Below are 21,774 nucleotides of genomic sequence, written 5' to 3' on the forward strand. Positions count from 1 at the left end.
TCGCCCGTGCCGCGGTCCGCCTCACGGCCGCCTGTGCCGCCAGGCCGCCCGCGGCGTCTGCGCGAGGATCGCCAGGTCCATCCCCAGCCAGTGGTTCTCCACATAGTGTCGGTCCAGCAGGTCCATCTCCTCCCACGGTAGGTCCGAACGCGCGCTCACCTGCCACAGCCCGGTCATCCCGGGGCGTACGAGGAGCCGCTCGGGCCGGTCGGCCCGGGGCTCCGGACGCGGCCCGACCAGCGACATCTCCCCCCGCGCCACATTGAGCAGCTGCGGGAGCCCGTCCAGCGCGCACCGCTCGAGGGCCTCCCCGGCCCGACCCTTGCCGACCCGGAACCGCCAGGCCCGGTACGGCCGCCCGTCGGCCCCCGCCGCCTCTTCGCGTACGAGGACCCGCCCGCCCTGGGCCGCGTACAGCAGGCCGGCGATCAGCAGCAGCGGTACGAGGAGCGCCCCGAGCAGGAGCACCGATCCCACCAGGTCGAGGACCCGCTTGGCCGGTGGTGCGGCCGGCCGTAGACCCGGCCGGGCGGGGAGGCGGAGCAGCAGAGGCATGCCAGCACCGTGCCGTACGCCCCGGGCGGTGGTGCGGTGGCGCGCGGCCACGGTGCCCCGTTCGGCTGTGGCCGCGCGGGGGCCGGCGGCGGGTCCCGGCTAGTTGCGCGTAAGCGCAGCCTAAAGGTTGAGCCCCCTCGGCTCACCTCTGTTGACGTCGGCGAAGCGATCCGGCATCCTTGAGTCTGTTCCACTCAAGTCAGCTGGAGGAATCAAAATGGCACGTGCGGTCGGCATCGACCTGGGCACCACTAACTCCGTCGTCAGCGTTCTGGAAGGCGGCGAGCCCACCGTCATCACCAACGCCGAGGGCGCCAGGACCACGCCGTCCGTCGTCGCCTTCGCCAAGAACGGCGAGGTCCTCGTCGGCGAGGTGGCCAAGCGCCAGGCGGTCACGAACGTGGACCGGACCATCCGCTCCGTCAAGCGCCACATGGGCACTGACTGGAAGATCAACCTGGATGGCAAGGACTTCAACCCGCAGCAGATGAGCGCCTTCATCCTGCAGAAGCTGAAGCGCGACGCCGAGGCGTACCTGGGCGAGAAGGTCACGGACGCGGTCATCACCGTCCCGGCCTACTTCAACGACTCCGAGCGTCAGGCGACGAAGGAAGCCGGTGAGATCGCGGGCCTCAACGTCCTGCGCATCGTCAACGAGCCGACCGCCGCCGCCCTGGCCTACGGCCTCGACAAGGACGACCAGACCATTCTCGTCTTCGACCTCGGTGGCGGCACCTTCGACGTGTCGCTCCTCGAGATCGGTGACGGCGTCGTCGAGGTCAAGGCCACCAACGGTGACAACCACCTCGGTGGCGACGACTGGGACCAGCGCGTCGTCGACTACCTCGTGAAGCAGTTCCAGAACGGCCACGGCGTCGACCTGGCCAAGGACAAGATGGCGCTCCAGCGTCTGCGCGAGGCCGCCGAGAAGGCGAAGATCGAGCTGTCCTCCTCCACGGAGACCTCGATCAACCTGCCCTACATCACGGCGTCCGCCGAGGGCCCGCTGCACCTGGACGAGAAGCTCACGCGCTCGCAGTTCCAGCAGCTGACCGCGGACCTGCTGGACCGCTGCAAGACGCCGTTCCACAACGTCATCAAGGACGCGGGCATCAACCTGTCCGAGATCGACCACGTGGTCCTGGTCGGCGGCTCCACCCGCATGCCGGCCGTCGCCGAGCTCGTCAAGGAGCTCACCGGCGGTCAGGACGCCAACAAGGGCGTCAACCCGGACGAGGTCGTCGCCATCGGCGCGACCCTCCAGGCGGGCGTGCTCAAGGGTGAGGTCAAGGACGTCCTGCTCCTCGACGTGACCCCGCTGTCCCTCGGTATCGAAACCAAGGGCGGCATCATGACCAAGCTCATCGAGCGCAACACCACGATCCCGACCAAGCGGTCCGAGATCTTCACGACGGCCGAGGACAACCAGCCGTCCGTGCAGATCCAGGTCTACCAGGGCGAGCGCGAGATCGCGGCGTACAACAAGAAGCTCGGCATGTTCGAGCTGACCGGCCTGCCGCCGGCCCCGCGTGGCGTCCCGCAGATCGAGGTCTCCTTCGACATCGACGCGAACGGCATCATGCACGTGACCGCCAAGGACCTCGGCACGGGCAAGGAGCAGAAGATGACCGTCACCGGCGGCTCTTCGCTCGGCAAGGACGAGGTCGACCGCATGCGCCAGGAGGCGGAGCAGTACGCGGACGAGGACCTGCGCCGCAAGGAGGCGGCCGAGTCCCGCAACCAGGGCGAGCAGCTCGTCTACCAGACGGAGAAGTTCGTCAAGGACAACGAGGACAAGGTCCCGGCCGAGGTCAAGGACGAGGTGGAGGCCTCCATCGCCGAGCTGAAGGAAAAGCTCAAGGGCGAGGACACCGCCGAGATCCGCACCGCGACCGAGAAGCTCGCTGCCGTCAGCCAGAAGCTCGGCCAGGCGATCTACGCCGACGCCCAGGCCGCTCAGGCCGCCGGCGGCGCGCCGACCGGTGACGCGGGCCACGCCGACGCCAACGACGACGTCGTCGACGCCGAGATCGTCGACGACGAGAAGCCGAAGGGCGGCGCTGCCTGATGTCGGAGGAGACCCCGGGTTTCGAGGAGAAGCCCGAAGTCCCCGCCGACGCCGCGCCTGACGACGCCGCCGAGCCGAAGGCCGCAGCTTCCTCCACGGAGGAGGCCGCGGCCCCGGCCGGGGACTCCGCAGCAGCACCGGACGTAGCTCTCCTGGCCCAGCTGGACCAGGCCCGTACCGCGCTCGGCGAGCGCACCGCGGACCTCCAGCGGCTCCAGGCGGAGTACCAGAACTACCGCCGCCGGGTGGAGCGGGACCGGATCGCCGTCAAGGAGATCGCGGTCGCGTCCCTCCTGACGGAGCTCCTCCCGACCCTGGACGACATCGGCCGGGCGCGGGAGCATGGCGAACTGGTCGGCGGCTTCAAGTCGGTGGCCGAATCGCTGGAGACCGCCGCGGCCAAGATGGGCCTGCAGCAGTTCGGCAAGGAGGGCGAGCCCTTCGACCCGACGATCCACGAGGCCCTGATGCACTCGTACGCGCCGGACGTCACTGAGGACACCTGCGTGGCGATCCTGCAGCCGGGTTACCGGATCGGCGAGCGTACGATCCGTCCCGCGCGGGTCGCGGTGGCCGAGCCCCAGCCGGGCACGGCGCCGAAGTCCGAGGCGGCGGAAGCCGAGGCCCCGTCGGACAAGGACGCGGATGCCCCCGACGAGGGCTGACGCTGAACACGTAGCAGCAGAAGTACGAGAAGTACGAGAAGTGCCAGAAGTGCGAGAGGAGGGACACCGGGGATGAGCACGAAGGACTTCGTCGAGAAGGACTACTACAAGGTTCTCGGTGTCCCGAAGGACGCCACCGAGGCCGAGATCAAGAAGGCGTACCGGAAGCTCGCCCGCGAGTTCCACCCGGACGCCAACAAGGGCGACGCCTCGGCCGAGGCGCGCTTCAAGGAGATCTCCGAGGCGAACGACATCCTCGGCGACGCGAAGAAGCGCAAGGAGTACGACGAGGCCCGCGCCCTGTTCGGCAACGGAGGCTTCCGCCCCGGGCCGGGCGGGGGCGGCGGTTCGTTCAACTTCGACCTCGGTGACCTCTTCGGGGGCACCCACCCGGGCGCCGGAGGCGGTGCGGGCGGCGGCTTCGGCGGCGGCCTGGGCGATGTCTTCGGCGGCCTGTTCAACCGCGGCGGAGCCGGCGCCGGTACGGGGACCCGTATCCAGCCGCGCCGCGGCCAGGACATCGAATCGGAGGTCACCCTCTCCTTCACGGAGGCGGTGGACGGGGCCACGGTCCCGCTCCGGATGTCCTCGCAGGCGCCCTGCAAGGCCTGTTCGGGCACCGGCGACAAGAACGGCACGCCCCGCGTGTGCCCGACCTGCGTCGGCACCGGCCAGGTATCCCGGGGCAGCGGCGGCGGCTTCTCGCTGACGGACCCCTGCGCCGACTGCAAGGGCCGCGGCCTGATCGCCGAGACCCCCTGCGACATCTGCAAGGGCAGCGGCCGGGCCCGAAGTTCCCGCACCATGCAGGTCCGGATCCCGGCGGGGGTCGCCGACTCCCAGCGGATCCGGCTGCGCGGCAAGGGCGCTCCGGGCGAGCGCGGCGGCCCCGCCGGGGACCTGTACGTCGTCGTCCACGTCGACGCCCACCCGGTCTTCGGCCGCAAGGACGACAACCTCACGGTGACCGTTCCGGTGACCTTCGCCGAGGCGGCGCTGGGAGCCGACATCAAGGTCCCGACCTTGAACGGCCCCCCGGTGACGCTGAAGCTGCCTCCGGGCACCCCGGGCGGCCGCACGATGCGGGCCCGCGGCAAGGGCGCGGTCCGCAAGGACGGCACCCGCGGCGATCTGCTCGTGACGGTGGAGGTCGCGGTCCCGACCGAGCTGAACGACAAGGCCCGCGAGGCCCTGGAGCTGTTCCGCGAGGCGACGGAGTCCGAGGACCCGCGCTCCGCGCTGTTCGAGTCCGCGAAGGGAGCATGACATGGACGGCCGCCGTAGGAGCCATTACCAGCTCACCGACGACACCCCGGTCTACGTGATCTCGGTGGCCGCCCAGCTCTCGGGCCTGCACCCGCAGACCCTGCGCCAGTACGACCGCCTCGGCCTGGTCTCCCCGGACCGTACGGCCGGGCGCGGCCGGCGCTACTCGGCCCGCGACATCGAACTGCTCCGCACGGTGCAGGCGCTGTCCCAGGACGAGGGCATCAACCTGGCGGGCATCAAGCGGATCATCGAGCTGGAGAACCAGGTCGCCGCGCTCCAGCAGCGCGTGGCCGAGCTCTCCGCCGCGGTCGACGGCGCCGCCGCCGTCCTCCAGCAGCGCGAGGCCCAGGTACACGCCTCGTACCGGCGGGACCTGGTCCCGTACCAGCCGCCGGTGCCGGGCAACGCGCTGGTCGTCTGGCGCCCCAAGCGCCCCCTGGACTGACGTCGGTTCGGCGTGAAGCCCGAAGGCCCCGCTCGCCGTGCGAGCGGGGCCTTCGGGCTTCACGGTGTCTCCGCGTCCGTCGGCGCCCGCCCGGGCCTCCGTACGCCCCTTCGTACGCCTTTCCCTACGCCTTTTCCCTACGCCTCATCCGCGTGCGGTGCGGCCAGCCGCCCGGTTTCCTTGAGGATCCCCGACTCGGCGATGAGGAAGCCGAGCTGCGCGCGGCTGCCGCTGCCCAGCGCGGTCGCCAGCTTGGCGATGTGGGCGCGGCAGGTCCGTACGTTCATCCCGAGCCGGCGCGCGATCGCCTCGTCCACGTGCCCCTCGATGAGGAGTTGGGCGATGGAGCGCTGCACGCCGGAGATACCATCCGGCTTGTGGGTGTACGTCACCTCTTCGCGCAACGGCACCGCACGGCGCCACAGTTGTTCGAACACCTTGATGAGATAGGCCACCAGCCCGGGGTGGCGCAGCTCCAGTGCCACGCGCCGGTCGTCGCTGGCGGGGATGAACGCCACGGTACGGTCGAAGACGATGAGGCGCTCGATGAGTTCTTCCAGCGTGCGCACCTCCACCTTGCCCGTGGAGATGCGGTCGACGTACGCGAGGATGCCCTGGCTGTGCCGCGCGGTGTGCTGGTAGAGGGTGCGGATGCTCACCCCGCGGTCGATGAGCGGCGCGTCCCGCTCCAGGGCCTCCGTGAGGACGAAGGAGGACCGGCCCCCGCCGGGCTGGACCGTCAGCATCTCCGTGTGACACTCGGCAGTGGCCAGATCGAGGGCGGCGTTGATCTGTTCCAGGCCCTCCAGCACGGTGATGGCGTGGGTGTTTGCCGGACTCTGCGCGCTGATGGTGAGGAACGGCTCGAATGCATCGGTGAGGTCCACGGCGACGCGCCGCCGGTCCTGGATCTCACGTTCGAGCGGATGGAGACGTTGTGCGAGTGCGACGGACGGGGGAACCGCGCGAAGCTGGTTGACGTCATCCGGGTCGGGCTGGAGCAGAGCGAATTCGAGCAGGCAGGGGGCGTGCTCGATCTCGGCGCGGGCCACCCGGCCGGTGCTCAGGGCGACGGCGTAGAGCCGCGCTCCCTCGTCGCACATCGACGTGACGGGGTGGGGATGTGTCTGATTTGTGTCGTTTCTTGGCAAATCTCCACCCCCCAGGGTCCTGAACATGTAAGAACATGATGCATCGTCCCTGTGGCACTGACGTGCCTGAATGAGCCATCGTCTGTCACGCGGGGGAGAGGATTCCATCAAGTGAGGACGAAGCCGACCATGTACAAGAAAATGCTTCGCTCGGCGCTTGCCGTTGTTTTCTCCGCCGTTGCGGTCTTTGGGGCAGTAAGCGCCGCGGGCGGGGACACGGGGAGCAAGCAGGCGGACAGCGGCTGGGATCGCGTGGCCGTGAAGCCGCCGACCGGTCCGGCGGACAGCGGTTGGGACATCGCGCCCATGAAGGTTTCCTGATGACCCCCGACGACCGCGGCTTCCGTCGCGAAATGGCCTCCGCCTACCGCTCCGGCTGGCAGTTCATCGATCTGACCAGTGCCATTCCTTATGCCGGTGATTCTCTGAAGGTCACCCTCTTCGGTCAGCCGATCGTCGTGGTCCGCGAGGAGGACGAAGACGTCCGCGCCTACAGGTGCCTGCGTCGCCCGCGAGGCGCGCCGCAGCCCGTTCGTTGCGAAATCCGCTACGGAATGGTCTTCGTCAATCTGGATCAGCGTGATCACCAGCTTTTCGAAACCGAAACCAGTGCCACCCCCCGCAGTGCCTGACGCGATTCCCCCGTCGTCCCAGATCGCTCAGGCGCTACCCCCACACAACGGCGCCATCGTGGACCTGACCACGATGGCGCCGTTGTGATGTGCCTGTCCAGTGGTTGAACCGGACAGTTCGAACCGGCCGTCCGCGTCCGCCTTCTGCGGCTTCCGCCCGCGCTTTCCGCCCGCGTCTTCGTGCGCGTCTTGCGCGCCGACCGGGCGCGTCCCTCGGCCCGGCCCTGCGCTCAGGCCCGTCCCATGGCCCGGTCCAGGGTGATCTCCATGACCACCCGGTCCGGGTTCGGCGAGGGCATCCGGCCGTAGCGCTCCGCGTAGCGCCGTACCGCCTCCGCGACGGAGGCCTCGTCCGTGCGGATCACCGCGCGGCCCTCCAGCGTCGCCCAGCGGCGCCCCTCCATCTGGCACACCGCCACCCGGGGCCCGCCGTGCGGGCCGGCCTGCGCCGCCAGGACGTTGCGGATCTTCTTGCTGTTCTTGTTGCTGATCACCCGCGCCAGCCCGGCCTCCGGGTCGTACGTCACGCCCACCGGCACCACGTGCGGGCTGCCGTCGGGGCGCGGGGTGGTCAGTGTGCAGACGTGCCGCTCCCGCCAGAAGGCGAGGTACTCGGACGTCGGGTTGAGTACGTCATGAACTGTGCTGGTAACCGACATGCGCGAAGGGTACGTCCCGCCACCTTGAGTGGAATAGACTCAACTTTATGCAGGTTGTGCATGTAAAGCGCAACGACCATGCGAGCAGGCACAAGAGCCGTAGCCGATGCCGTACGGAAGGGAGAAGCAGCCCGTGGATGCCGAGCTGACCAACAGGAGCCGGGACGCGCTCAACGCGGCCACCAGCAGGGCCGTCAAGGACGGGCACGCGGACCTGACCCCCGCGCACCTGCTGCTGGCCCTGCTCGCCGGCGAGGACAACGAGAACATCACCGACCTGCTGGCCGCGACCGAAGCCGACCAGGCGGCCGTCCGCACCGGCGCGGACCGGCTGCTGGCCGCCCTGCCCAGCGTCACGGGCTCCACGGTCGCGCCCCCGCAGCCCACGCGCGAGCTGCTCGCCGTACTGGCCGAGGCGGACGCCCAGGCCGGGAAGCTCGGCGACGAGTACCTCTCCACCGAACACCTGCTCATCGCCATCGCCGCCAAGGGCGGCGCGGCCGGAGAGCTCCTTTCCGCCCAGGGTGCGACCGCGAAGAAGCTGCTGTCCGCATTCGAGACCTCAAGAGGAGGGCGGCGGGTGACCTCCCCCGACCCCGAGGGCCAGTACAAGGCCCTGGAGAAGTTCGGCACCGACTTCACGGCGGCCGCCCGCGAGGGCAAGCTCGACCCGGTCATCGGCCGGGACCAGGAGATCCGGCGCGTCGTCCAGGTGCTCTCGCGCCGCACGAAGAACAACCCGGTGCTCATCGGCGAGCCCGGCGTCGGCAAGACCGCCGTCGTCGAGGGCCTGGCCCAGCGCATCGTCAAGGGCGACGTACCCGAGTCCCTGAAGAACAAGCGCCTCGTCTCGCTCGACCTCGGCGCGATGGTCGCGGGCGCCAAGTACCGCGGCGAGTTCGAGGAGCGGCTCAAGACCGTCCTCGCGGAGATCAAGGCCAGCGACGGCCAGATCGTCACCTTCATCGACGAGCTGCACACGGTCGTCGGCGCGGGCGCCGGCGGGGACTCCTCCATGGACGCGGGCAACATGCTCAAGCCCATGCTGGCCCGCGGCGAGCTGCGGATGGTCGGCGCGACGACGCTCGACGAGTACCGGGAGCGGATCGAGAAGGACCCGGCGCTGGAGCGGCGCTTCCAGCAGGTGCTGGTCGCCGAGCCGAGCGTCGAGGACACCATCGCGATCCTGCGCGGTCTCAAGGGCCGCTACGAGGCCCACCACAAGGTCGTCATCAACGACAGCGCCCTGGTGGCCGCGGCGACCCTCTCCGACCGCTACATCACCTCCCGCTTCCTCCCGGACAAGGCCATCGACCTCGTCGACGAGGCGGCCTCCCGGCTGCGCATGGAGATCGACTCCTCCCCGCTGGAGATCGACGAGCTCCAGCGCGCGGTGGACCGCCTGCGGATGGAGGAGCTGGCGCTGAAGAACGAGTCCGACCCGGCCTCGCTCGAACGCCTGGACAAGCTCCGCAAGGACCTGGCGGACAAGGAGGAGGACCTGCGGGGCCTCACCGCCCGCTGGGAGAAGGAGAAGCAGTCCCTCAACCGCGTCGGCGAGCTCAAGGAGCGCCTGGACGACCTGCGCGGCCAGGCCGAGCGGGCCCAGCGCGACGGAGACTTCGACACGGCCTCCAAGCTGCTCTACGGGGAGATCCCGGCCCTGGAGCGCGAGCTCGCGGAGGCCACCGAGGAGGAGGCCGTCAAGGCGGGCGCGAAGACGGGCGCCGCCTCGAAGGACAGCATGGTCCGGGACGAGGTGGGCCCGGACGACATCGCGGACGTGGTCGGCGCCTGGACGGGCATTCCGGCCGGCCGCCTGCTGGAGGGCGAGACCCACAAGCTCCTGCGGATGGAGGAGGAGCTGGGCCGCCGTCTGATCGGCCAGGGCGAGGCCGTACGGGCCGTCTCGGACGCCGTGCGCCGCACCCGCGCCGGCATCGCGGACCCGGACCGGCCGACCGGCTCGTTCCTCTTCCTCGGCCCGACGGGCGTGGGCAAGACGGAGCTGGCCAAGGCCCTCGCGGACTTCCTCTTCGACGACGAGCGGGCCATGATCCGCATCGACATGTCGGAGTACGGCGAGAAGCACAGCGTCGCCCGGCTCGTCGGCGCCCCGCCCGGGTACGTGGGCTACGAGGAGGGCGGTCAGCTGACCGAGGCCGTCCGCCGGCGCCCGTACTCCGTGGTGCTCCTGGACGAGGTGGAGAAGGCCCATCCCGAGGTCTTCGACATCCTGCTCCAGGTCCTCGACGACGGGCGCCTCACGGACGGCCAGGGCCGCACGGTGGACTTCCGCAACACGATCCTGGTCCTGACCTCGAACCTGGGCAGCCAGTTCCTGATGGACCCGTCCACGGGGGCGGACGAGAAGAAGGCCCGGGTCATGGACGTGGTCAGGGCCTCCTTCAAGCCGGAGTTCCTGAACCGCCTCGACGACCTCGTGGTCTTCTCCGCCCTCAGCGAGTCGGAGCTGGCCCACATCGCCGAGCTCCAGATCGGCCGCCTCGCCAAGCGGCTGGCGGACCGCCGCCTCACCCTGGACGTCACGCCCGAGGCCCTGGCCTGGCTGGCGGACAAGGGCAACGACCCCGCGTACGGTGCCCGGCCGCTGCGCCGCCTGATCCAGACGGCGATCGGCGACCGCCTGGCCAAGGAGATCCTCTCCGGCGAGGTCAAGGACGGCGACACGGTCCGCGTCGCGGTGGCGGGCGACGGCCTGCTGGTCGGAAAGGCGCTCTAGACGCGCCCCGGCGCGCCCGCACCGGCTGCGCGGGCCGGGGCGGGCGCTCCCGTATCCGCCCTTGCGCGGCCATCCGTCCCGCTTACCGGAGTCCTACTCCTGTCCGCCCGGAGCGGATCGCCCCTGCGGGGTGGACACGGGATGGGCGTGATGGGGGAGGATGGCCGTATCCGCACGAAGGGAAGTACACGGTGAGCATCGACCCGGCCTCGATTCCGAACTTCGGAGGGCAGCAGCCCGATCCGCAGGCCACAGGACCGGCGGGCCCCGTCGTCCCCGATCAGGATCTGGTCAAGCAGCTCCTGGAGCAGATGGAGCTCAAGTACGTCGTCGACGACGAGGGCGACCTCGCGGCGCCGTGGGAGGAATTCCGCACGTACTTCATGTTCCGCGGCGAAGACGAGCAGCAGGTCTTCTCCGTGCGGACCTTCTACGACCGCCCGCACAAGATCGACGAGAAGCCGCAGCTCCTCGAGTCGATCGACGACTGGAACCGCCGCACGCTGTGGCCGAAGGTCTACAGCCACACGCACGATGACGGTTCCGTCCGCCTGATCGGCGAGGCGCAGATGCTGATCGGCACCGGCGTCAACCTGGAGCACTTCGTGTCCTCCACGGTCAGCTGGGTCCGCGCGTCGATCGAGTTCGACAAGTGGCTCGTCGAGCAGCTCGGCCTGGAGGCGGAGGTCGACTCCGCCGACAAGGGCGAGGACGGCGAGGACGGCGGCGGCGAGACCAACTAGGTCCCGCACCGCCCCCACGGCACCACGGCGCCGCCCCTCATGGCGCCGCGGCGCCGCCCTGTGGCACCACAGCGCCTACGGCGCCACACCGGATCCGAGCAGCAGGTACGGCCCGTATCCGTAGGAGAGCCCGGCCAGCACCACGGTCACCACGACCGCGGTGCGCGGCCGGGCTTTCGCCATGACGGCCACCAGCGGCAGCAGCAGCGGGAACGCGGGCAGCAGGAAGCGCGGCTTCGACTCGAAGAAGCCCGCCCCGCCGTAGGTCATCGCCAGCAGGACGCCGGTGTACACGAGCAGCGGCAGCGGCGCCGTCCGGCCCGCCGCGAGCAGGCCCGCGAGCAGCAGGGCGGCCGCCAGCAGGACCACCGTCACCGTGGTGGCGAGCTCCACGTCCCCGGTGAGCGCGTGCCGGGCCGAGCGCAGCGCCGCCGCGCCGAAGTCGAAGCGCGAGCCCCAGCCGCTCTGGACCGCGAAGTAGCCGCCGAGCGGATCACCCCGGCGCACGCCCACGAGCAAGACGTACGAGGCCCAGCCCGCGGGCGCGGCCAGCGCGGCGGCCCACACCGTCGCGGGCGCGCGGCCCCGCTGCCGGAAGATCTCCGAGGCGGCGCCCACCACGACCGCGGCGGCCACCGCGATGCCGGTGGGCCGGGTCAGCCCGGCCAGCACCGCCAGCCCGGCGGCCCACCCCCAGCGGCCGCGCAGCAGGGCGTACAGGGCCCAGGCGGCGAAGGCGGCCAGCAGGGCCTCGGTGTAGGCGAGGGTCAGCATGAGGGCGTGCGGCAGCACGGCCCACAGCGCGACGAGCAGCAGCCCGCCGCGGGCCCCGAGGAGCCGCTCCCCGACCCGGTACACCCCGATCGCCGCGGCCCCAGCGGCGATCCAGGCGACGACGAGGGCGGCCGCCGCCAGGGAGCCGGGCAGGACGGCGGCGGCGCAGCGGATGAGGACGGGGTAGAGCGGGAAGAAGGCGGAGTCGCTCTGGAGGGAGCCCATGTCGGGGTACATCTGGGTCCGCCCGTAGCCGTGCTCGGCGATCCGCAGGTACCAGACCGAGTCCCAGGACTCCCCGAGCAGCTTCACGGGGCTGCGCCCGGTCCACCAGGCCGCGAGGGCGACCACGAGCACCCCGAGCCCGCGCACGGCGGCGAACACCCCGAGCGCGACGAGGGCACCCGGAGCCGGGACCCGGGCGGCCCGCACGCCGCCGCCCGGAGTGGCCGGCACGCCGCCCGGACCGGCCCGCCCGGCGCCGTCCGGCGCCCGGACCGTCGCATCGTCCGGCGCCCGGACCGTCGCGTCGTCCGTCGCGCCGCCCGGCGTGCCGCTCGACACGGTGGCCATGTATCCCGACTTCCCTCGTGTGACGTGAGTCCGTGTGACGTGAGTACGGAGGAACACTACGAGGGCGGGGCCGGCCTCGGGACTGGTAAGCCCGCATGTTGATGTGTCGCGTATTCGTCAGCCGAGACGGGTTCACGGCCTGACGGAGTGACGGACAGTGAGGTTCGGGAGTCGACCGGGTCGCGACGCTGGTTGCACGCGGGGTTCGCGGTCGTCGCGGCGGGCGCGGCCACCGACACGTTGCTGTGCGCGATCAAGGACGGAGATCAGGGACGCACCCCCCGACCGTCACCGCGGTGTGGCACGGCCGGGTATACGGCCGTGGAGCAGGCGGTCCTGCCGTTCTGGGGGCGAGAACCGGCGCCGACATACCCATCGAGCCAAAGGCCGCGCCGCTTCTCGTCAACGAATACGTCGGGCCCGTGCTCGATGACAACCACCTGTTCAGCTACCCGGCCGACGGCTGAACGGTCCCTCCGGCCGGCTCTGTACGAGCCCGCCGCGCATGGGCATGCAGCCGAGGCACGGGCGGCCCGGGCAGCGAGGTCGCCGTCACGGCCCAATCCTGTAGCGGAGGTCGTAGTGCGAACCGTCGCCCGACAGCGTTATCCCATGCTCGCCCTGGTCTTCGGAGGTGACGACGAACATTCCGATCTCGTCATCACCGCTCCCCGAATCCGCTTCTTTCACCCATACCTTTTCGGAGGCTAGGAATTGTCTGGATTCCACTAGCTCCCACTCATCCCCCTCCCCCATGTCGTTATCGAAGAACATCAAATCATCAAAACCGAAGATGATTCGCACCTGGTCGGCCCCGAATCCGTCCGTGGTTTCCCAGCACTTTAGCCCTAGCAATTGGAACGTAGCCATGCTCTAGCCTTCCCTTCCGCCTGGTTTTCAGATCGAATATCTCCAGCAGGTTCGCGGGTTCCTGGGTACGCCAGTGTTATCCGAAATCCGGACGGATGCTCACATGGGAGCCCCGCCCAGCTGACGACGGTGCGCTACCTCGGATTGTTCCGGGACGACCCGACCGACGTCCCGGTGGAGGTCGCCCACCTGGCCGAGCAGTTGGACATCGAGGACGCCTCGGTGCTGAAGGCGTACGGCGAGCGGGAGAACACCCGCCTCGACCACGTCCGCGAGCTGCGGCGGCTGCTGGAGTACCGGGATTCGCCGAGGGGGGGCCGGAGCTGCGGGGGTGGGTGGACGCGCGGGCCTGGACTACCGGGGAGGGGCCGAAGGCGCTGTTCGACGCGGCGGTGGGGTGGCTGCGCGAGCGGCGGGTGCTGCTGCCGGGGGTGACGACGCTGGCCCGGCTGGTGGCCGGGGTGCGGGAGGCGGCGAACCAGCGGCTGTGGGAGACCCTGTACGGCCTGCTGTCGCCTGGTCAGCGGGCGGCGCTGGACGAGCTGGAGCGGTTCTCCTTCCTGGACGACGTGGACCGGGACCTGATCGCCCTGTGCCGTCGGCGTTCAGGCCGTACGGCCACAGACTGCTGAGTGGCTTCGCCAGCCCTCTCCCTGTGTTCAGGACGATGGCGCTGCCCTGGTCGGCGGCCTGCCGGAGAAGGCTCTCGGCTCCTGCTCCAGCAACCAGGGCGGATCCACCTCATTGCGTTAGCCGTTGTTATGGCCAGAGGTTATGGGTGATCGTCATACCCGTAGAGGCCTTATCGCTTGAGAGGAACTTATCGCTGGTCACGGTGAAGTTCCAGAGTAGCCTGCCTCTGCCTCCGCCCAAAGTTGCCGGCGAAGGGGACTTCGAGCCGGCAAGGTCGATCATTTCGCACCAGGGTGGCCCATCATATAGTGCTAGGTTTGGCTGCACGGTAACCGTTTCGTCGCCATTAAGGGTCGCGTGCAATTTCAGTACGGCAGTGGCACCGTCTGCGCAAACCCGGAATGTGACGCTAGTCTTTGGTTTGTTGTGCGTAAGGGTGATGTTTGTCTTACGCTGGATTGACTTCAGATCCTGGTCTGGCGGCCCATCCCAGGCGAGTAGGAATACATCGGCGCTGACAATGTGGACGGGCGCCGCCGCAGCGGGATCCGTCATACCTGCGAATGAGAGAGGGGTCAGCAGCACTGCGGCTGCTATGGCTTTTCCAAGTTCCATCTTCACACCTCGCGGACCTTGGCTTGCTAGGTAGTCCAGGTGCGGTGGTATGTAGAATGAGCTTCTCAGTAGTGGTGTCCATCTTGGGTCGAGCGCCTCACGGATTGGCGCCAACCAATCTCAGCTAACCATCGTCTTGATGGGACAGCAGCCGCACATGCCGACCTCTGACACTCCCTTTCTTACTCAGAGTGCCGGGATGGAGACCCTGCGGGCTCGCGCCCATTACTTGCTGGATTTTCACCAGAGGTCGTATGACGGGGAATTACTGGGTATGTTTCGGCGGTGTTCTGGCGTTCAGTCATTTCCTTCTCAAGCTGCGGGACTCTGCCGCAGCCGACCGCTGGACCTGGGTTGGCTTGGCCGCACACGCCCAACTCCGTCAGCGCTGACGCTGAAGTGCAACAACACCGCCTATCGGCCGGTGATGGACGCGATCGATCTGCTCCAGCGGTACCTGGAGCAGCCGTTGAAGGAAGGCGCGTTCTTCGATCCGGCGGAGACGGTGCCGCTGGATGGTGTGGTGCTCGACCAGTGCGGCCTCGGGACTGGTGGGCTCGCATGTTGAGGTGTCGCGTCTTCCTGGTTGAGGCCGGTCCTGGTGTCACCGTGTGTGGTCGCCGGGGGCGTATCGGCTCCAGGTTCCTCCGGCTTCGGTGACCAGGCGGGTGGCCGTCTTGTCGTGGTAGCCGAGCGCCTTCGCGATGACGGGGTCCGGGGCTTGGAGTACGAGTTGGCGGATCGCGGCCGCAGCCGGGCCACCGCCTCTTCCAGGACGTCGGTGCGCTTGCAGAAGGGCGAGGTGCGAGCATCTGCGGGCGACCCACATGCTGGCTCATCGTCGGCACGAGCGTTCGACTTCGAGGGCGAGAATTTCCTGGCCCCGGCCGATCTGGCTGGTCAACTGCACCTGTACGGCCGTTTTGCGGATCACCGTTGAGGTTGCGCAGTCGTAGAGCACGTGAACCCCGGCGGCCTGGCCGAGGTAGAGCATCGGCCCGTCGGCGGGTTCCGCGTTGCCCACCGTCTCGGCAAAGTCCGCTCGAACGATCTGGGGGCGGATTCCCAGCAGGTACGCCAGGCCGCTCGGTCGCGCCGATTCTGCAGTCTGCATGCCGCGTTTCTCCATTGCATCACCCAGACAGGTCAGGCAGAGGCCGGTCAGGAGGAAAGCGACGAGGCACATGCGCAGGAGCGGGCCTAGCGTCCGATGCTTGCCGGCCAGGTGCAGCGCGGGCGCGGCGATGAGAGTCCCAGCCACCCACATCATGGCCCAGAGGCCTTCGTGCAGCAGGGCGCCGGGTCCATCTAGCGCAGCCACTGCTGTCCAGCCCAAGCCCACTAGCGCTGCCAGCGCGAGCGTGCGGAGCCCGGGGCGGCGCCGGAACTCCCGCAGCACGAATCGCGACGCGCGGCTTCGGTTCGATCTTTCAGCCATACCCACGGTGAACATGCCCGGCCAGAAGAGCAACAGCGGGACGATCAAGAAGCCTAGAAAGGCCAGCGCTGTGGCGGCTCGGGTCAATAGGACCGCTGTGTCCAGCCCGACTTCCTCCGGCGTGACGCCGAACTGGGCGAGGTACCGATCCACGGCCCAGTACTGGATGCCGGTCAACAGGACTCCCCCGAGTCCTAACAGGGTGACGATCGCTTGAAGCGCGTCCTTCTTGGCCGGGACGCGGGTACGCGCTGTTTCCGCTGGCGGGGCAGTGGTTGTCTGCATAGCGGGATGATGCGCTGGTTACCCCACCTGCAGACCGGACTTGATCGGCTTCTGAGCTCGGCCCTGCGCAGGGGCCCGGCTGTGGGAACGCTGGCAATCAGAACGTAATCTGAGTACAGTCTGAGTATGAGCCTTACCTATCTGGGAGCCGACCCTGAATCGGTCTCGTTCACCGATCTGTCCCGAAACCCGAAGGCCGTGGCCGCCCGCGCCGCTGCCCTTGGCGCTCTCCGTGTCACGCACCGTGATGCGCCAGACATGGTCCTGACGACTGCTGTGCACGCGGAGCGCACGGAGGAGAACCTCACGACGGCGTCGCGGCTCTTCCTTGCCCTCATGAAGCACGATGACGGCGCCCGGTCATTGCTGATGGCACTGCCGGAGGTCTTTCCGTGGGTGCGGCATCTGGATGACGAAGAGATGCGCGCCTTCACCGTGGAGTTGCTCGAAGCGCTGTCCGACGCGGCTGAGCTGGGAGCCAGAGAGGCTGTGCATCGGACCCTCGTGTCCTGGCGGGCGACCGCGCGCATCAACGCGGACCCGGAACAGCTTCGGGAAGCTCTTCGGCCCCTCGCGGGTGATGATCTGGGCCCGGTAGAGGTGCGTGGGTGAGTCCGAAGAAGGGCGATCGCGTCAGCGCCCCACCCTTCAGGACCAGCGCCTCGGCAATCGCGTACTGGAAGGGGCCCGAGGACACGTACGTCAGGAACTGCTTCGCCGAGCGGACCCCGTGACCAGCTCCGGCGTGCCCGTGACCCAGCCGACTCCGCGTTCGTACGCCTATTCGTGCTTCCTGCTCCAAGCCTCATCAAGGGGGGCGTCCCGTGACGCCGGTGAGCCGACTGCGGCTCGTGCCCCATGACGTATGTCCGAGGGCATCCGCGCTTCCGTCGGGCTCTCCCGTTGGACGACGGAGCCTGGGCGGGCGCCTGTCCGGACCGAGCGCGGAGCCGTACGGCCGCGGGCCCGGTGACAGGGCGCTGTGCGTCGTATCCTGACCACACACGGAAGGAGCCGTCCATGAGTGTCGACGCGATCGTGCACACCGAGTTCCCCAAGGGGTACACGGTCCTGTTCGGGGCCGACGGGAAAGTGATCATGACCCCGCAGAGCTTCGAGCACTCCAGCACGATCAAGTCGATGCAATACGACACGGTCGTGTCCCTCGGACGCCACGCGAAGACCGCCTCCGATGTCTACATCGACTTCCCCGCCGACGAGAACTCCGCCCCCGATCTGGTGATCCTTCGCGAGGACGCCCGCCGGGAGGGCAAGCGCTACAGCTTCGAAGACGTCCTGCTGATCTCCGAGGTCGTCTCGACCTCCTCCGCACGCAAGGACTACGACGACTGCACCGCGAAGTACGGCCGCTACGGCATTCCGATCTACCTGGTGGTGGACCCCTACGCCCAGGAAGTCGTCCTCCACACCCAGCCGACCGGCACCGGTTACATCGCGGCGCACACCCACAAGTACGGCACGGGCAAGCTCCCCATCCCCCTGGCCGACGGCCGCACTTTCACCCTCGACCTCGACGAACTCCCGCGTCCGGAGCCCGAGTAGTCGAACGCCCGCTGACGAAGGACTCCCGGTGTGGTGGTGCCTCCGGCACCGCCGTCATCGGGAGCGGTCGTTCCTGGTCGCCGCGTGCCGCCCTTGATCAGGTGAGATCGTCCTCGACCGATTCGACGGCCGTGGTTCGGCGGTAGCGTGCCACCGTAAGGACTGCTGCGGACAGGTTGGACGAGTTGCATGCGGATGAGGTTCGAAGTCGAGGCCGAGGAGGAGTTCGAGGCCGCGCGCGGGCTGCTGGTCGACCGGCTGGTCCGGTGGGGCGGGGAACAGGGCCTGCCGGTGGACGGATTCACTGCCGAGACGGTGCTGGACTACCGGCACCGGGCGACGGCCGACGGCCGACTGGGGCTGTGGGAGCCACGCCATGTGGAGGAGCTGCTGCTCTCCTGGCTGCCCCAGAACGTCACCGAGCTTCCCGGGGAGGAACGCGCCGAAGCCCCGGACACACTGCGCACGCTGCTGCGCTATCTGCACGCCGCACAGTTGGCGGACCCACGCGGCCCCTCACTCCATGATTCCCTCGCCGCGGTCGACAAGGTCGCGGAACAGTATCCGGCGGCGATGGCGGACCGCACTCGCTGGGGTCTGGCGAAGTTCTGGGCGATGACGGCCGCCGAGCAGGGCGTGGACGTCCTGGACGGAGCTGCGTTGCAGCGCTTCGCGGACCGGGCGCGGCGCGAAGAGGCCGCCTACGATCGGCGGGCCCTCGACGCGATCATGGAACGGCGGCTGACGGGCCGCGCGCTGTCCGGCTCGGCCCGGGCCGAGCCACAGCTGCCCGTGGCGCTTCCCCAGGACGACGACCTGCGCCGACCGGCCGAGGCGTCGACGACGGTGGCGCAGTTGCGCGGACTCACCGAGTGGGCGGGACAGGACGGCCGCCCCCTGACGGCGACGGGACGGCTGCGGATGGCAGATGCCCGTGAGTTGGCGGACCGGCTCGGCACTCGGGACGAGACCGATGGGGTGCGCTCTTCGGCCGACCTGCCGCGGCTGGGACTGCTGGTGGAGTGGGCGAAGAAGGCGCGGCTGGTCCGGGTGGTCAAGGGGCGTTTGTACGCGGTGGCCAAGGCCCGGCCGCTGCTGGCCGACCCGCTTCAGCTGTGGCTGCGCGCCTTCGACGCGTGCTTCGAGCTGCGGCAGGCCCTGCTCGGGGTGCGCAACGGCTGGCACGTCGAGTCGATGCTCTTCGATGTCTACGAGGACGTCCTGCAGGATGTGCTGAACACGCTCTACAGCCTGCCGTACCCGATGCCCTGGCCGCGGCTGCGCGACACAGTGCACCTGGCCTATCGGTCATTCTTCCAGTTCGACGACGGGTCGGACCTCCAGCACCGGATGTGGTTCGAGCACGCAGACCGGGACCTGCGCAAGGCACTCGACCTGCTGGACGACCTGGGCGCGATCGAGCGTGACCGTGGGATGGCCGATCCGGTGTTCCTCGATGTCGACCTCTCCGATGCCGGTCCCGAGCTGCTCGCGGACATGCCGCCGGAGCTCGCGGAGCTGTTGGGCGTCGCGGCAACCCCCGACTCGGCGGCGCGGGAGCGGGCCGATCAGCGGCGGGAGGAGCTGACCACCGGGCCTGTCGAACTCATCCGTCTCACCGAGCTCGGTACCCGGGCCGTACGGCAGCGGCTGCTGGCGGTCGGCCGGGACGCGCCGCTGATCGGTGAACTGGCCGGGGCGCCGGCGGCCGGCCTGCTGGGCGCACTGGCTGAGGAATACCCGCCGGATGCCGCCCAGGCGGAGCTGGCCGGCTGGATCACGGCCCGCGGCGAGAGGGCGGACGCACTGCGGGAACTGACCGACGCCGTGCGGACCACACCTTTCCGTACGCGTGCGCAGGCGATGCTCGGCGTGCTGCTGGCGGCGTTGCCGGACGATGAGGGCGTGCGGCTGGTGCGCACGCTGCGTCACGACCCCCAGCTGGCGCCGCTGGCGTTGAACGCGCTGGCGCAGAGTGAGCTGCTGTCTCCCGAGGGCATGATCGACGCCGAGCATCTGCTGGTTCTCGCCGAGAACCTGCTCCAGCTCGTGGAGCTGGCGGGCGGCTCGGGCGGCGCCGAGGAGGCGCTCCGCGCCCAGGGCCCCGATGTCAGGGACGCGATCGCCGCCGCATTGGACTCCGCGCACCCTGACCGGGCTGGCCTGGAGGGGCTCAGGCAGCTGGCGGCCGGGGCGCTGCGCGCTCCCTCCGCCCGTCCCGGCCGCGCCCACAAGCGCCGGCACCCTATCGGCAGGAACGGCCGCAAGCGGCGCGGCTGACCAGCGGCGAAACCGCCGGACTCCCACCGGCCGCCGCTGCTCTTGCCGACGAGGACGCGTGCCCGGGGCGAGGCCGAGGGCGGCGTGAGTTCAGGACATGAGGCGTCGGAGGCGGCTGGTGGCCTCGGCAAGAACGTCGTCCTTCTTGCAGAAGGTGAAGCGGACCTGGCTGCGGCCGGCGTCCTTGTCGTCGTAGAAGACGGAGTTGGGGATGGCGACCACGCCGCAGCGCTCGGGGAGGGCGCGGCAGAAGGCGTAGGCGTCCTTCTCACCGAGGGGGGTGATGTCGGCGGTGATGAAGTACGTGCCCTGCGGCTGGTAGACCTCGAACCCGGCCGCGCGCAAGCCGTCGCCGAGCAGGTCGCGCTTGCGTTGCAGGTCGGCGCGGAAACCGTCGAAGTACGCGTCCGGCAGGCGGAGCGCCTCAGCGATCGCGTACTGGAACGGGCCCGAGGACACGTACGTCAGGAACTGCTTGGCGGTACGGACGGCGCTCACGAGTTCCTGGGTCCCCGTGACCCAGCCGACCTTCCAGCCCGTGAAGGAGAAGGTCTTGCCGGCGGAAGAGATCGTGACCGTGCGCTCGCGCATGCCCGGCAAGCCCGCCAGAGGTGTGTGGGAGCCCTCGAAGACCAGGTGCTCGTACACCTCGTCCGTGATGACCAGCAGGTCGCGGGAGACGGCCAGCTCCGCGACGGCGGCCAGTTCGGCGGGCGTGAGCACCGTGCCCGTCGGATTGTGCGGGGTGTTCAGGAGCAGCAGCCGGGTCCGCGGGGTCACCGCGGCGCGCAGCGCGTCCACGTCGAGGCGGAAGTCGGGCGCGCGCAGGGTGAGCGGGACGCGGACCGCGCCGGCCATCGCGATGCAGGCGGCGTACGAGTCGTAGAACGGCTCCAGGGCGATGACCTCGTCGCCGGGCTCCAGGAGGGCGAGGAGGGCGGCCGCGATGGCCTCCGTGGCGCCCGCGGTGACGAGGACCTCGGTGTCCGGGTCGTAGGTCAGGCCGTAGAAGCGCTGCTGGTGGGCGGCGATCGCCTGGCGCAGTTCGGGGACGCCGGGGCCCGGCGGGTACTGGTTGCCCTTGCCGTCGCGGATCGCGCGGGCCGCGGCTTCGGCGATCTCGGCGGGGCCGTCGGTGTCGGGGAAACCCTGGCCGAGGTTGATCGATCCGGTGGTGGTGGCCAGTGCGGACATCTCCGCGAAGATCGTCGTGCCGAAGGCGGCGAGCCGGCGGTTCAGGAAGGGCCGGACGGGGCCGTTGCTGCTTGCGGGTGCGGTCACGGGAGCGCTCATGGCCGCCATCCTGCGCGGAAGCTCTGGACTTGCTCAAGTGTGCTTTGGGCCGCGGGGGCCGCGGGAATCCCCCCTGCACGCGGGACATCGAGATCCCGCACCCCGGGGGACCGGGGCGCAGAGAGGGGGCCGAGGAGATGGTTTTCGGAGCAGTGATCTTCGTGATCGTCGTCGTGGGGATGGTCTTGGCGGTCATCAAGGCCGGCGGCGGGGGCGGCAGCGGCAGCGGCAGCAGCGGCGGCGACAGCAGCAGCAGCTGGTGGGTGGGTGGCGGTGGCGACGGCGGCGGCGGGTCCTCCTGCGGCTCTTCCTCATCCTGCGGCTCTTCCTCGTCGTGCGGCGGCGGAGGATGCGGTTCGAGCTGATACGGGGCAGCATGGATGCGTGGGCGTGAAGCGCCCGCCGGGGACAACTTCCTTCGGGCGTCTTCTTGTTCGGGCGTTTTCCCACCGCGCATTACGGCGTACGGGCGGCATGTGGTTGAACACGTGAACCGGGTAGCCCCCGAGGGGATGTAAAC

The 21,774-nt window shown here is 69.5% G+C and carries 20 protein-coding genes and 2 pseudogenes; 14 read left to right on the forward strand and 8 right to left on the reverse strand.

The genetic code is table 11. The features are described from left to right. Window positions 1-21: 21 nt before the first annotated feature. Window positions 22-555: a sugar transferase gene (locus J7E97_RS24570; protein ID WP_215031161.1), complete on the reverse strand. Its 534-nt coding sequence runs from the start codon at window positions 553-555 to the stop codon at window positions 22-24. Between the two features lie 217 nt (window positions 556-772). Here J7E97_RS24570 and dnaK point away from each other — a divergent pair, with 217 nt between their 5' ends. From dnaK to J7E97_RS24590, 4 genes are all read left to right on the forward strand, one after another. Beyond that, window positions 773-2,623: a molecular chaperone DnaK gene (gene dnaK, locus J7E97_RS24575; protein ID WP_215031163.1), complete on the forward strand. Its 1,851-nt coding sequence runs from the start codon at window positions 773-775 to the stop codon at window positions 2,621-2,623. Continuing rightward, window positions 2,623-3,288 (forward strand): nucleotide exchange factor GrpE, encoded by a 666-nt coding sequence (gene grpE, locus J7E97_RS24580; RefSeq protein WP_215031165.1) that lies wholly within the window; start codon window positions 2,623-2,625, stop codon window positions 3,286-3,288. The genes dnaK and grpE overlap by 1 nt, the downstream gene beginning before the upstream one ends. A 72-nt stretch (window positions 3,289-3,360) precedes the next feature. After that, window positions 3,361-4,554 (forward strand): molecular chaperone DnaJ, encoded by a 1,194-nt coding sequence (gene dnaJ, locus J7E97_RS24585; protein ID WP_215031167.1) that lies wholly within the window; start codon window positions 3,361-3,363, stop codon window positions 4,552-4,554. A gap of 1 nt (window position 4,555) precedes the next feature. After that, window positions 4,556-5,002: a heat shock protein transcriptional repressor HspR gene (locus J7E97_RS24590; RefSeq protein ID WP_215031169.1), complete on the forward strand. Its 447-nt coding sequence runs from the start codon at window positions 4,556-4,558 to the stop codon at window positions 5,000-5,002. A 137-nt stretch (window positions 5,003-5,139) separates the two neighbouring features. Here the strand turns inward: J7E97_RS24590 and J7E97_RS24595 are convergent, their stop codons facing one another. Next, entirely contained in the window at window positions 5,140-6,180 is a 1,041-nt protein-coding gene (locus tag J7E97_RS24595; protein WP_215031171.1) for a helix-turn-helix transcriptional regulator, read from the reverse strand. A 102-nt stretch (window positions 6,181-6,282) separates the two neighbouring features. Between J7E97_RS24595 and J7E97_RS24600 the strand changes: the two genes are divergently transcribed. Further along, a complete protein-coding gene (locus tag J7E97_RS24600; protein ID WP_215031173.1) occupies window positions 6,283-6,474 on the forward strand; it encodes a hypothetical protein in 192 nt (63 codons plus the stop codon). Beyond that, window positions 6,474-6,785, forward strand: a complete 312-nt coding sequence (locus J7E97_RS24605; protein ID WP_215031176.1) for a (2Fe-2S)-binding protein — start codon at window positions 6,474-6,476, stop codon at window positions 6,783-6,785. Before J7E97_RS24600 ends, J7E97_RS24605 begins: the two co-directional genes overlap by 1 nt. A gap of 230 nt (window positions 6,786-7,015) precedes the next feature. Here the strand turns inward: J7E97_RS24605 and J7E97_RS24610 are convergent, their stop codons facing one another. Then, window positions 7,016-7,444 (reverse strand): pyridoxamine 5'-phosphate oxidase family protein, encoded by a 429-nt coding sequence (locus tag J7E97_RS24610; RefSeq protein ID WP_215031179.1) that lies wholly within the window; start codon window positions 7,442-7,444, stop codon window positions 7,016-7,018. Between the two features lie 133 nt (window positions 7,445-7,577). Between J7E97_RS24610 and clpB the strand changes: the two genes are divergently transcribed. Next, a complete protein-coding gene (gene clpB / locus J7E97_RS24615; RefSeq protein ID WP_215031223.1) occupies window positions 7,578-10,187 on the forward strand; it encodes an ATP-dependent chaperone ClpB in 2,610 nt (869 codons plus the stop codon). A 191-nt stretch (window positions 10,188-10,378) separates the two neighbouring features. After that, window positions 10,379-10,930, forward strand: a complete 552-nt coding sequence (locus tag J7E97_RS24620) for a YbjN domain-containing protein (protein ID WP_215031182.1) — start codon at window positions 10,379-10,381, stop codon at window positions 10,928-10,930. Window positions 10,931-11,005: 75 nt separating this feature from the next. On the opposite strand, the gene J7E97_RS24625 is transcribed toward J7E97_RS24620, so the two are convergent. Together J7E97_RS24625 and J7E97_RS24630 are read right to left on the reverse strand one after the other, a co-directional pair. After that, window positions 11,006-12,277: a mannosyltransferase family protein gene (locus J7E97_RS24625; protein ID WP_215031185.1), complete on the reverse strand. Its 1,272-nt coding sequence runs from the start codon at window positions 12,275-12,277 to the stop codon at window positions 11,006-11,008. A gap of 552 nt (window positions 12,278-12,829) precedes the next feature. Continuing rightward, the gene (locus tag J7E97_RS24630) at window positions 12,830-13,147 is read right to left on the reverse strand and encodes a hypothetical protein (RefSeq protein WP_215031188.1); all 318 of its coding nucleotides are present in this window, start codon (window positions 13,145-13,147) and stop codon (window positions 12,830-12,832) included. Between the two features lie 105 nt (window positions 13,148-13,252). Here J7E97_RS24630 and J7E97_RS37105 point away from each other — a divergent pair. Further along, window positions 13,253-13,692: pseudogene (locus J7E97_RS37105) on the forward strand (DUF4158 domain-containing protein); the annotation flags it as partial. Between the two features lie 1,130 nt (window positions 13,693-14,822). Beyond that, window positions 14,823-14,963 carry a hypothetical protein gene (locus tag J7E97_RS24640; RefSeq protein WP_215031191.1) on the forward strand — a complete coding sequence of 47 codons (141 nt, stop codon included), beginning with the start codon at window positions 14,823-14,825 and terminating at the stop codon, window positions 14,961-14,963. Between the two features lie 267 nt (window positions 14,964-15,230). On the opposite strand, the gene J7E97_RS24645 is transcribed toward J7E97_RS24640, so the two are convergent. After that, complete coding sequence (locus tag J7E97_RS24645; RefSeq protein WP_215031194.1) at window positions 15,231-16,118, reverse strand: hypothetical protein; 888 nt, start codon at window positions 16,116-16,118, stop codon at window positions 15,231-15,233. A gap of 126 nt (window positions 16,119-16,244) precedes the next feature. On the opposite strand from J7E97_RS24645, the gene J7E97_RS24650 reads away from it, so the two are divergent. Then, window positions 16,245-16,730 (forward strand): prevent-host-death family protein, encoded by a 486-nt coding sequence (locus tag J7E97_RS24650; RefSeq protein ID WP_251055078.1) that lies wholly within the window; start codon window positions 16,245-16,247, stop codon window positions 16,728-16,730. A gap of 37 nt (window positions 16,731-16,767) precedes the next feature. On the opposite strand, the pseudogene J7E97_RS37110 reads toward J7E97_RS24650, so the two are convergent. After that, window positions 16,768-16,883, reverse strand: a pseudogene (locus J7E97_RS37110) (aminotransferase); the annotation flags it as partial. A gap of 255 nt (window positions 16,884-17,138) precedes the next feature. On the opposite strand from J7E97_RS37110, the gene J7E97_RS24655 reads away from it, so the two are divergent. Both J7E97_RS24655 and J7E97_RS24660 read left to right on the forward strand, forming a co-directional pair. Then, on the forward strand, window positions 17,139-17,681 hold the full coding sequence (locus tag J7E97_RS24655) for a Uma2 family endonuclease (RefSeq protein WP_215031197.1): 543 nt from the start codon (window positions 17,139-17,141) through the stop codon (window positions 17,679-17,681). Window positions 17,682-17,876: 195 nt separating this feature from the next. After that, window positions 17,877-19,961, forward strand: a complete 2,085-nt coding sequence (locus tag J7E97_RS24660) for a hypothetical protein (protein WP_215031200.1) — start codon at window positions 17,877-17,879, stop codon at window positions 19,959-19,961. Window positions 19,962-20,051: 90 nt separating this feature from the next. On the opposite strand, the gene J7E97_RS24665 is transcribed toward J7E97_RS24660, so the two are convergent. Beyond that, a complete protein-coding gene (locus J7E97_RS24665) occupies window positions 20,052-21,254 on the reverse strand; it encodes a pyridoxal phosphate-dependent aminotransferase (protein WP_215031202.1) in 1,203 nt (400 codons plus the stop codon). 137 nt (window positions 21,255-21,391) lie between these two features. Here J7E97_RS24665 and J7E97_RS24670 point away from each other — a divergent pair, with 137 nt between their 5' ends. Then, on the forward strand, window positions 21,392-21,619 hold the full coding sequence (locus J7E97_RS24670) for a hypothetical protein (RefSeq protein ID WP_215031205.1): 228 nt from the start codon (window positions 21,392-21,394) through the stop codon (window positions 21,617-21,619). The last annotated feature ends 155 nt before the right edge of the window (window positions 21,620-21,774 follow it).

The sequence above is a fragment of the Streptomyces sp. ISL-66 genome, from assembly GCF_018614135.1.
Lineage (GTDB): Bacteria > Actinomycetota > Actinomycetes > Streptomycetales > Streptomycetaceae > Streptomyces.

Coding starts and splice junctions, on each gene's coding strand:
- J7E97_RS24610 (WP_215031179.1), bottom strand. CDS start 7,444: ATGTCGGTTACCAGCACAGTTCATGACGTACTCAACCCGACGTCCGAG.
- J7E97_RS24630 (WP_215031188.1), bottom strand. CDS start 13,147: ATGGCTACGTTCCAATTGCTAGGGCTAAAGTGCTGGGAAACCACGGAC.
- J7E97_RS24570 (WP_215031161.1), bottom strand. CDS start 555: ATGCCTCTGCTGCTCCGCCTCCCCGCCCGGCCGGGTCTACGGCCGGCC.
- J7E97_RS24640 (WP_215031191.1), top strand. CDS start 14,823: ATGGACGCGATCGATCTGCTCCAGCGGTACCTGGAGCAGCCGTTGAAG.
- J7E97_RS24665 (WP_215031202.1), bottom strand. CDS start 21,254: ATGAGCGCTCCCGTGACCGCACCCGCAAGCAGCAACGGCCCCGTCCGG.
- dnaK (WP_215031163.1), top strand. CDS start 773: ATGGCACGTGCGGTCGGCATCGACCTGGGCACCACTAACTCCGTCGTC.
- J7E97_RS24590 (WP_215031169.1), top strand. CDS start 4,556: ATGGACGGCCGCCGTAGGAGCCATTACCAGCTCACCGACGACACCCCG.
- J7E97_RS24670 (WP_215031205.1), top strand. CDS start 21,392: ATGGTTTTCGGAGCAGTGATCTTCGTGATCGTCGTCGTGGGGATGGTC.
- grpE (WP_215031165.1), top strand. CDS start 2,623: ATGTCGGAGGAGACCCCGGGTTTCGAGGAGAAGCCCGAAGTCCCCGCC.
- J7E97_RS24655 (WP_215031197.1), top strand. CDS start 17,139: ATGAGTGTCGACGCGATCGTGCACACCGAGTTCCCCAAGGGGTACACG.
- J7E97_RS24650 (WP_251055078.1), top strand. CDS start 16,245: ATGAGCCTTACCTATCTGGGAGCCGACCCTGAATCGGTCTCGTTCACC.
- J7E97_RS24660 (WP_215031200.1), top strand. CDS start 17,877: ATGAGGTTCGAAGTCGAGGCCGAGGAGGAGTTCGAGGCCGCGCGCGGG.
- J7E97_RS24600 (WP_215031173.1), top strand. CDS start 6,283: ATGTACAAGAAAATGCTTCGCTCGGCGCTTGCCGTTGTTTTCTCCGCC.
- J7E97_RS24625 (WP_215031185.1), bottom strand. CDS start 12,277: ATGGCCACCGTGTCGAGCGGCACGCCGGGCGGCGCGACGGACGACGCG.
- J7E97_RS24595 (WP_215031171.1), bottom strand. CDS start 6,180: ATGTTCAGGACCCTGGGGGGTGGAGATTTGCCAAGAAACGACACAAAT.
- dnaJ (WP_215031167.1), top strand. CDS start 3,361: ATGAGCACGAAGGACTTCGTCGAGAAGGACTACTACAAGGTTCTCGGT.
- J7E97_RS24605 (WP_215031176.1), top strand. CDS start 6,474: ATGACCCCCGACGACCGCGGCTTCCGTCGCGAAATGGCCTCCGCCTAC.
- J7E97_RS24645 (WP_215031194.1), bottom strand. CDS start 16,118: ATGCAGACAACCACTGCCCCGCCAGCGGAAACAGCGCGTACCCGCGTC.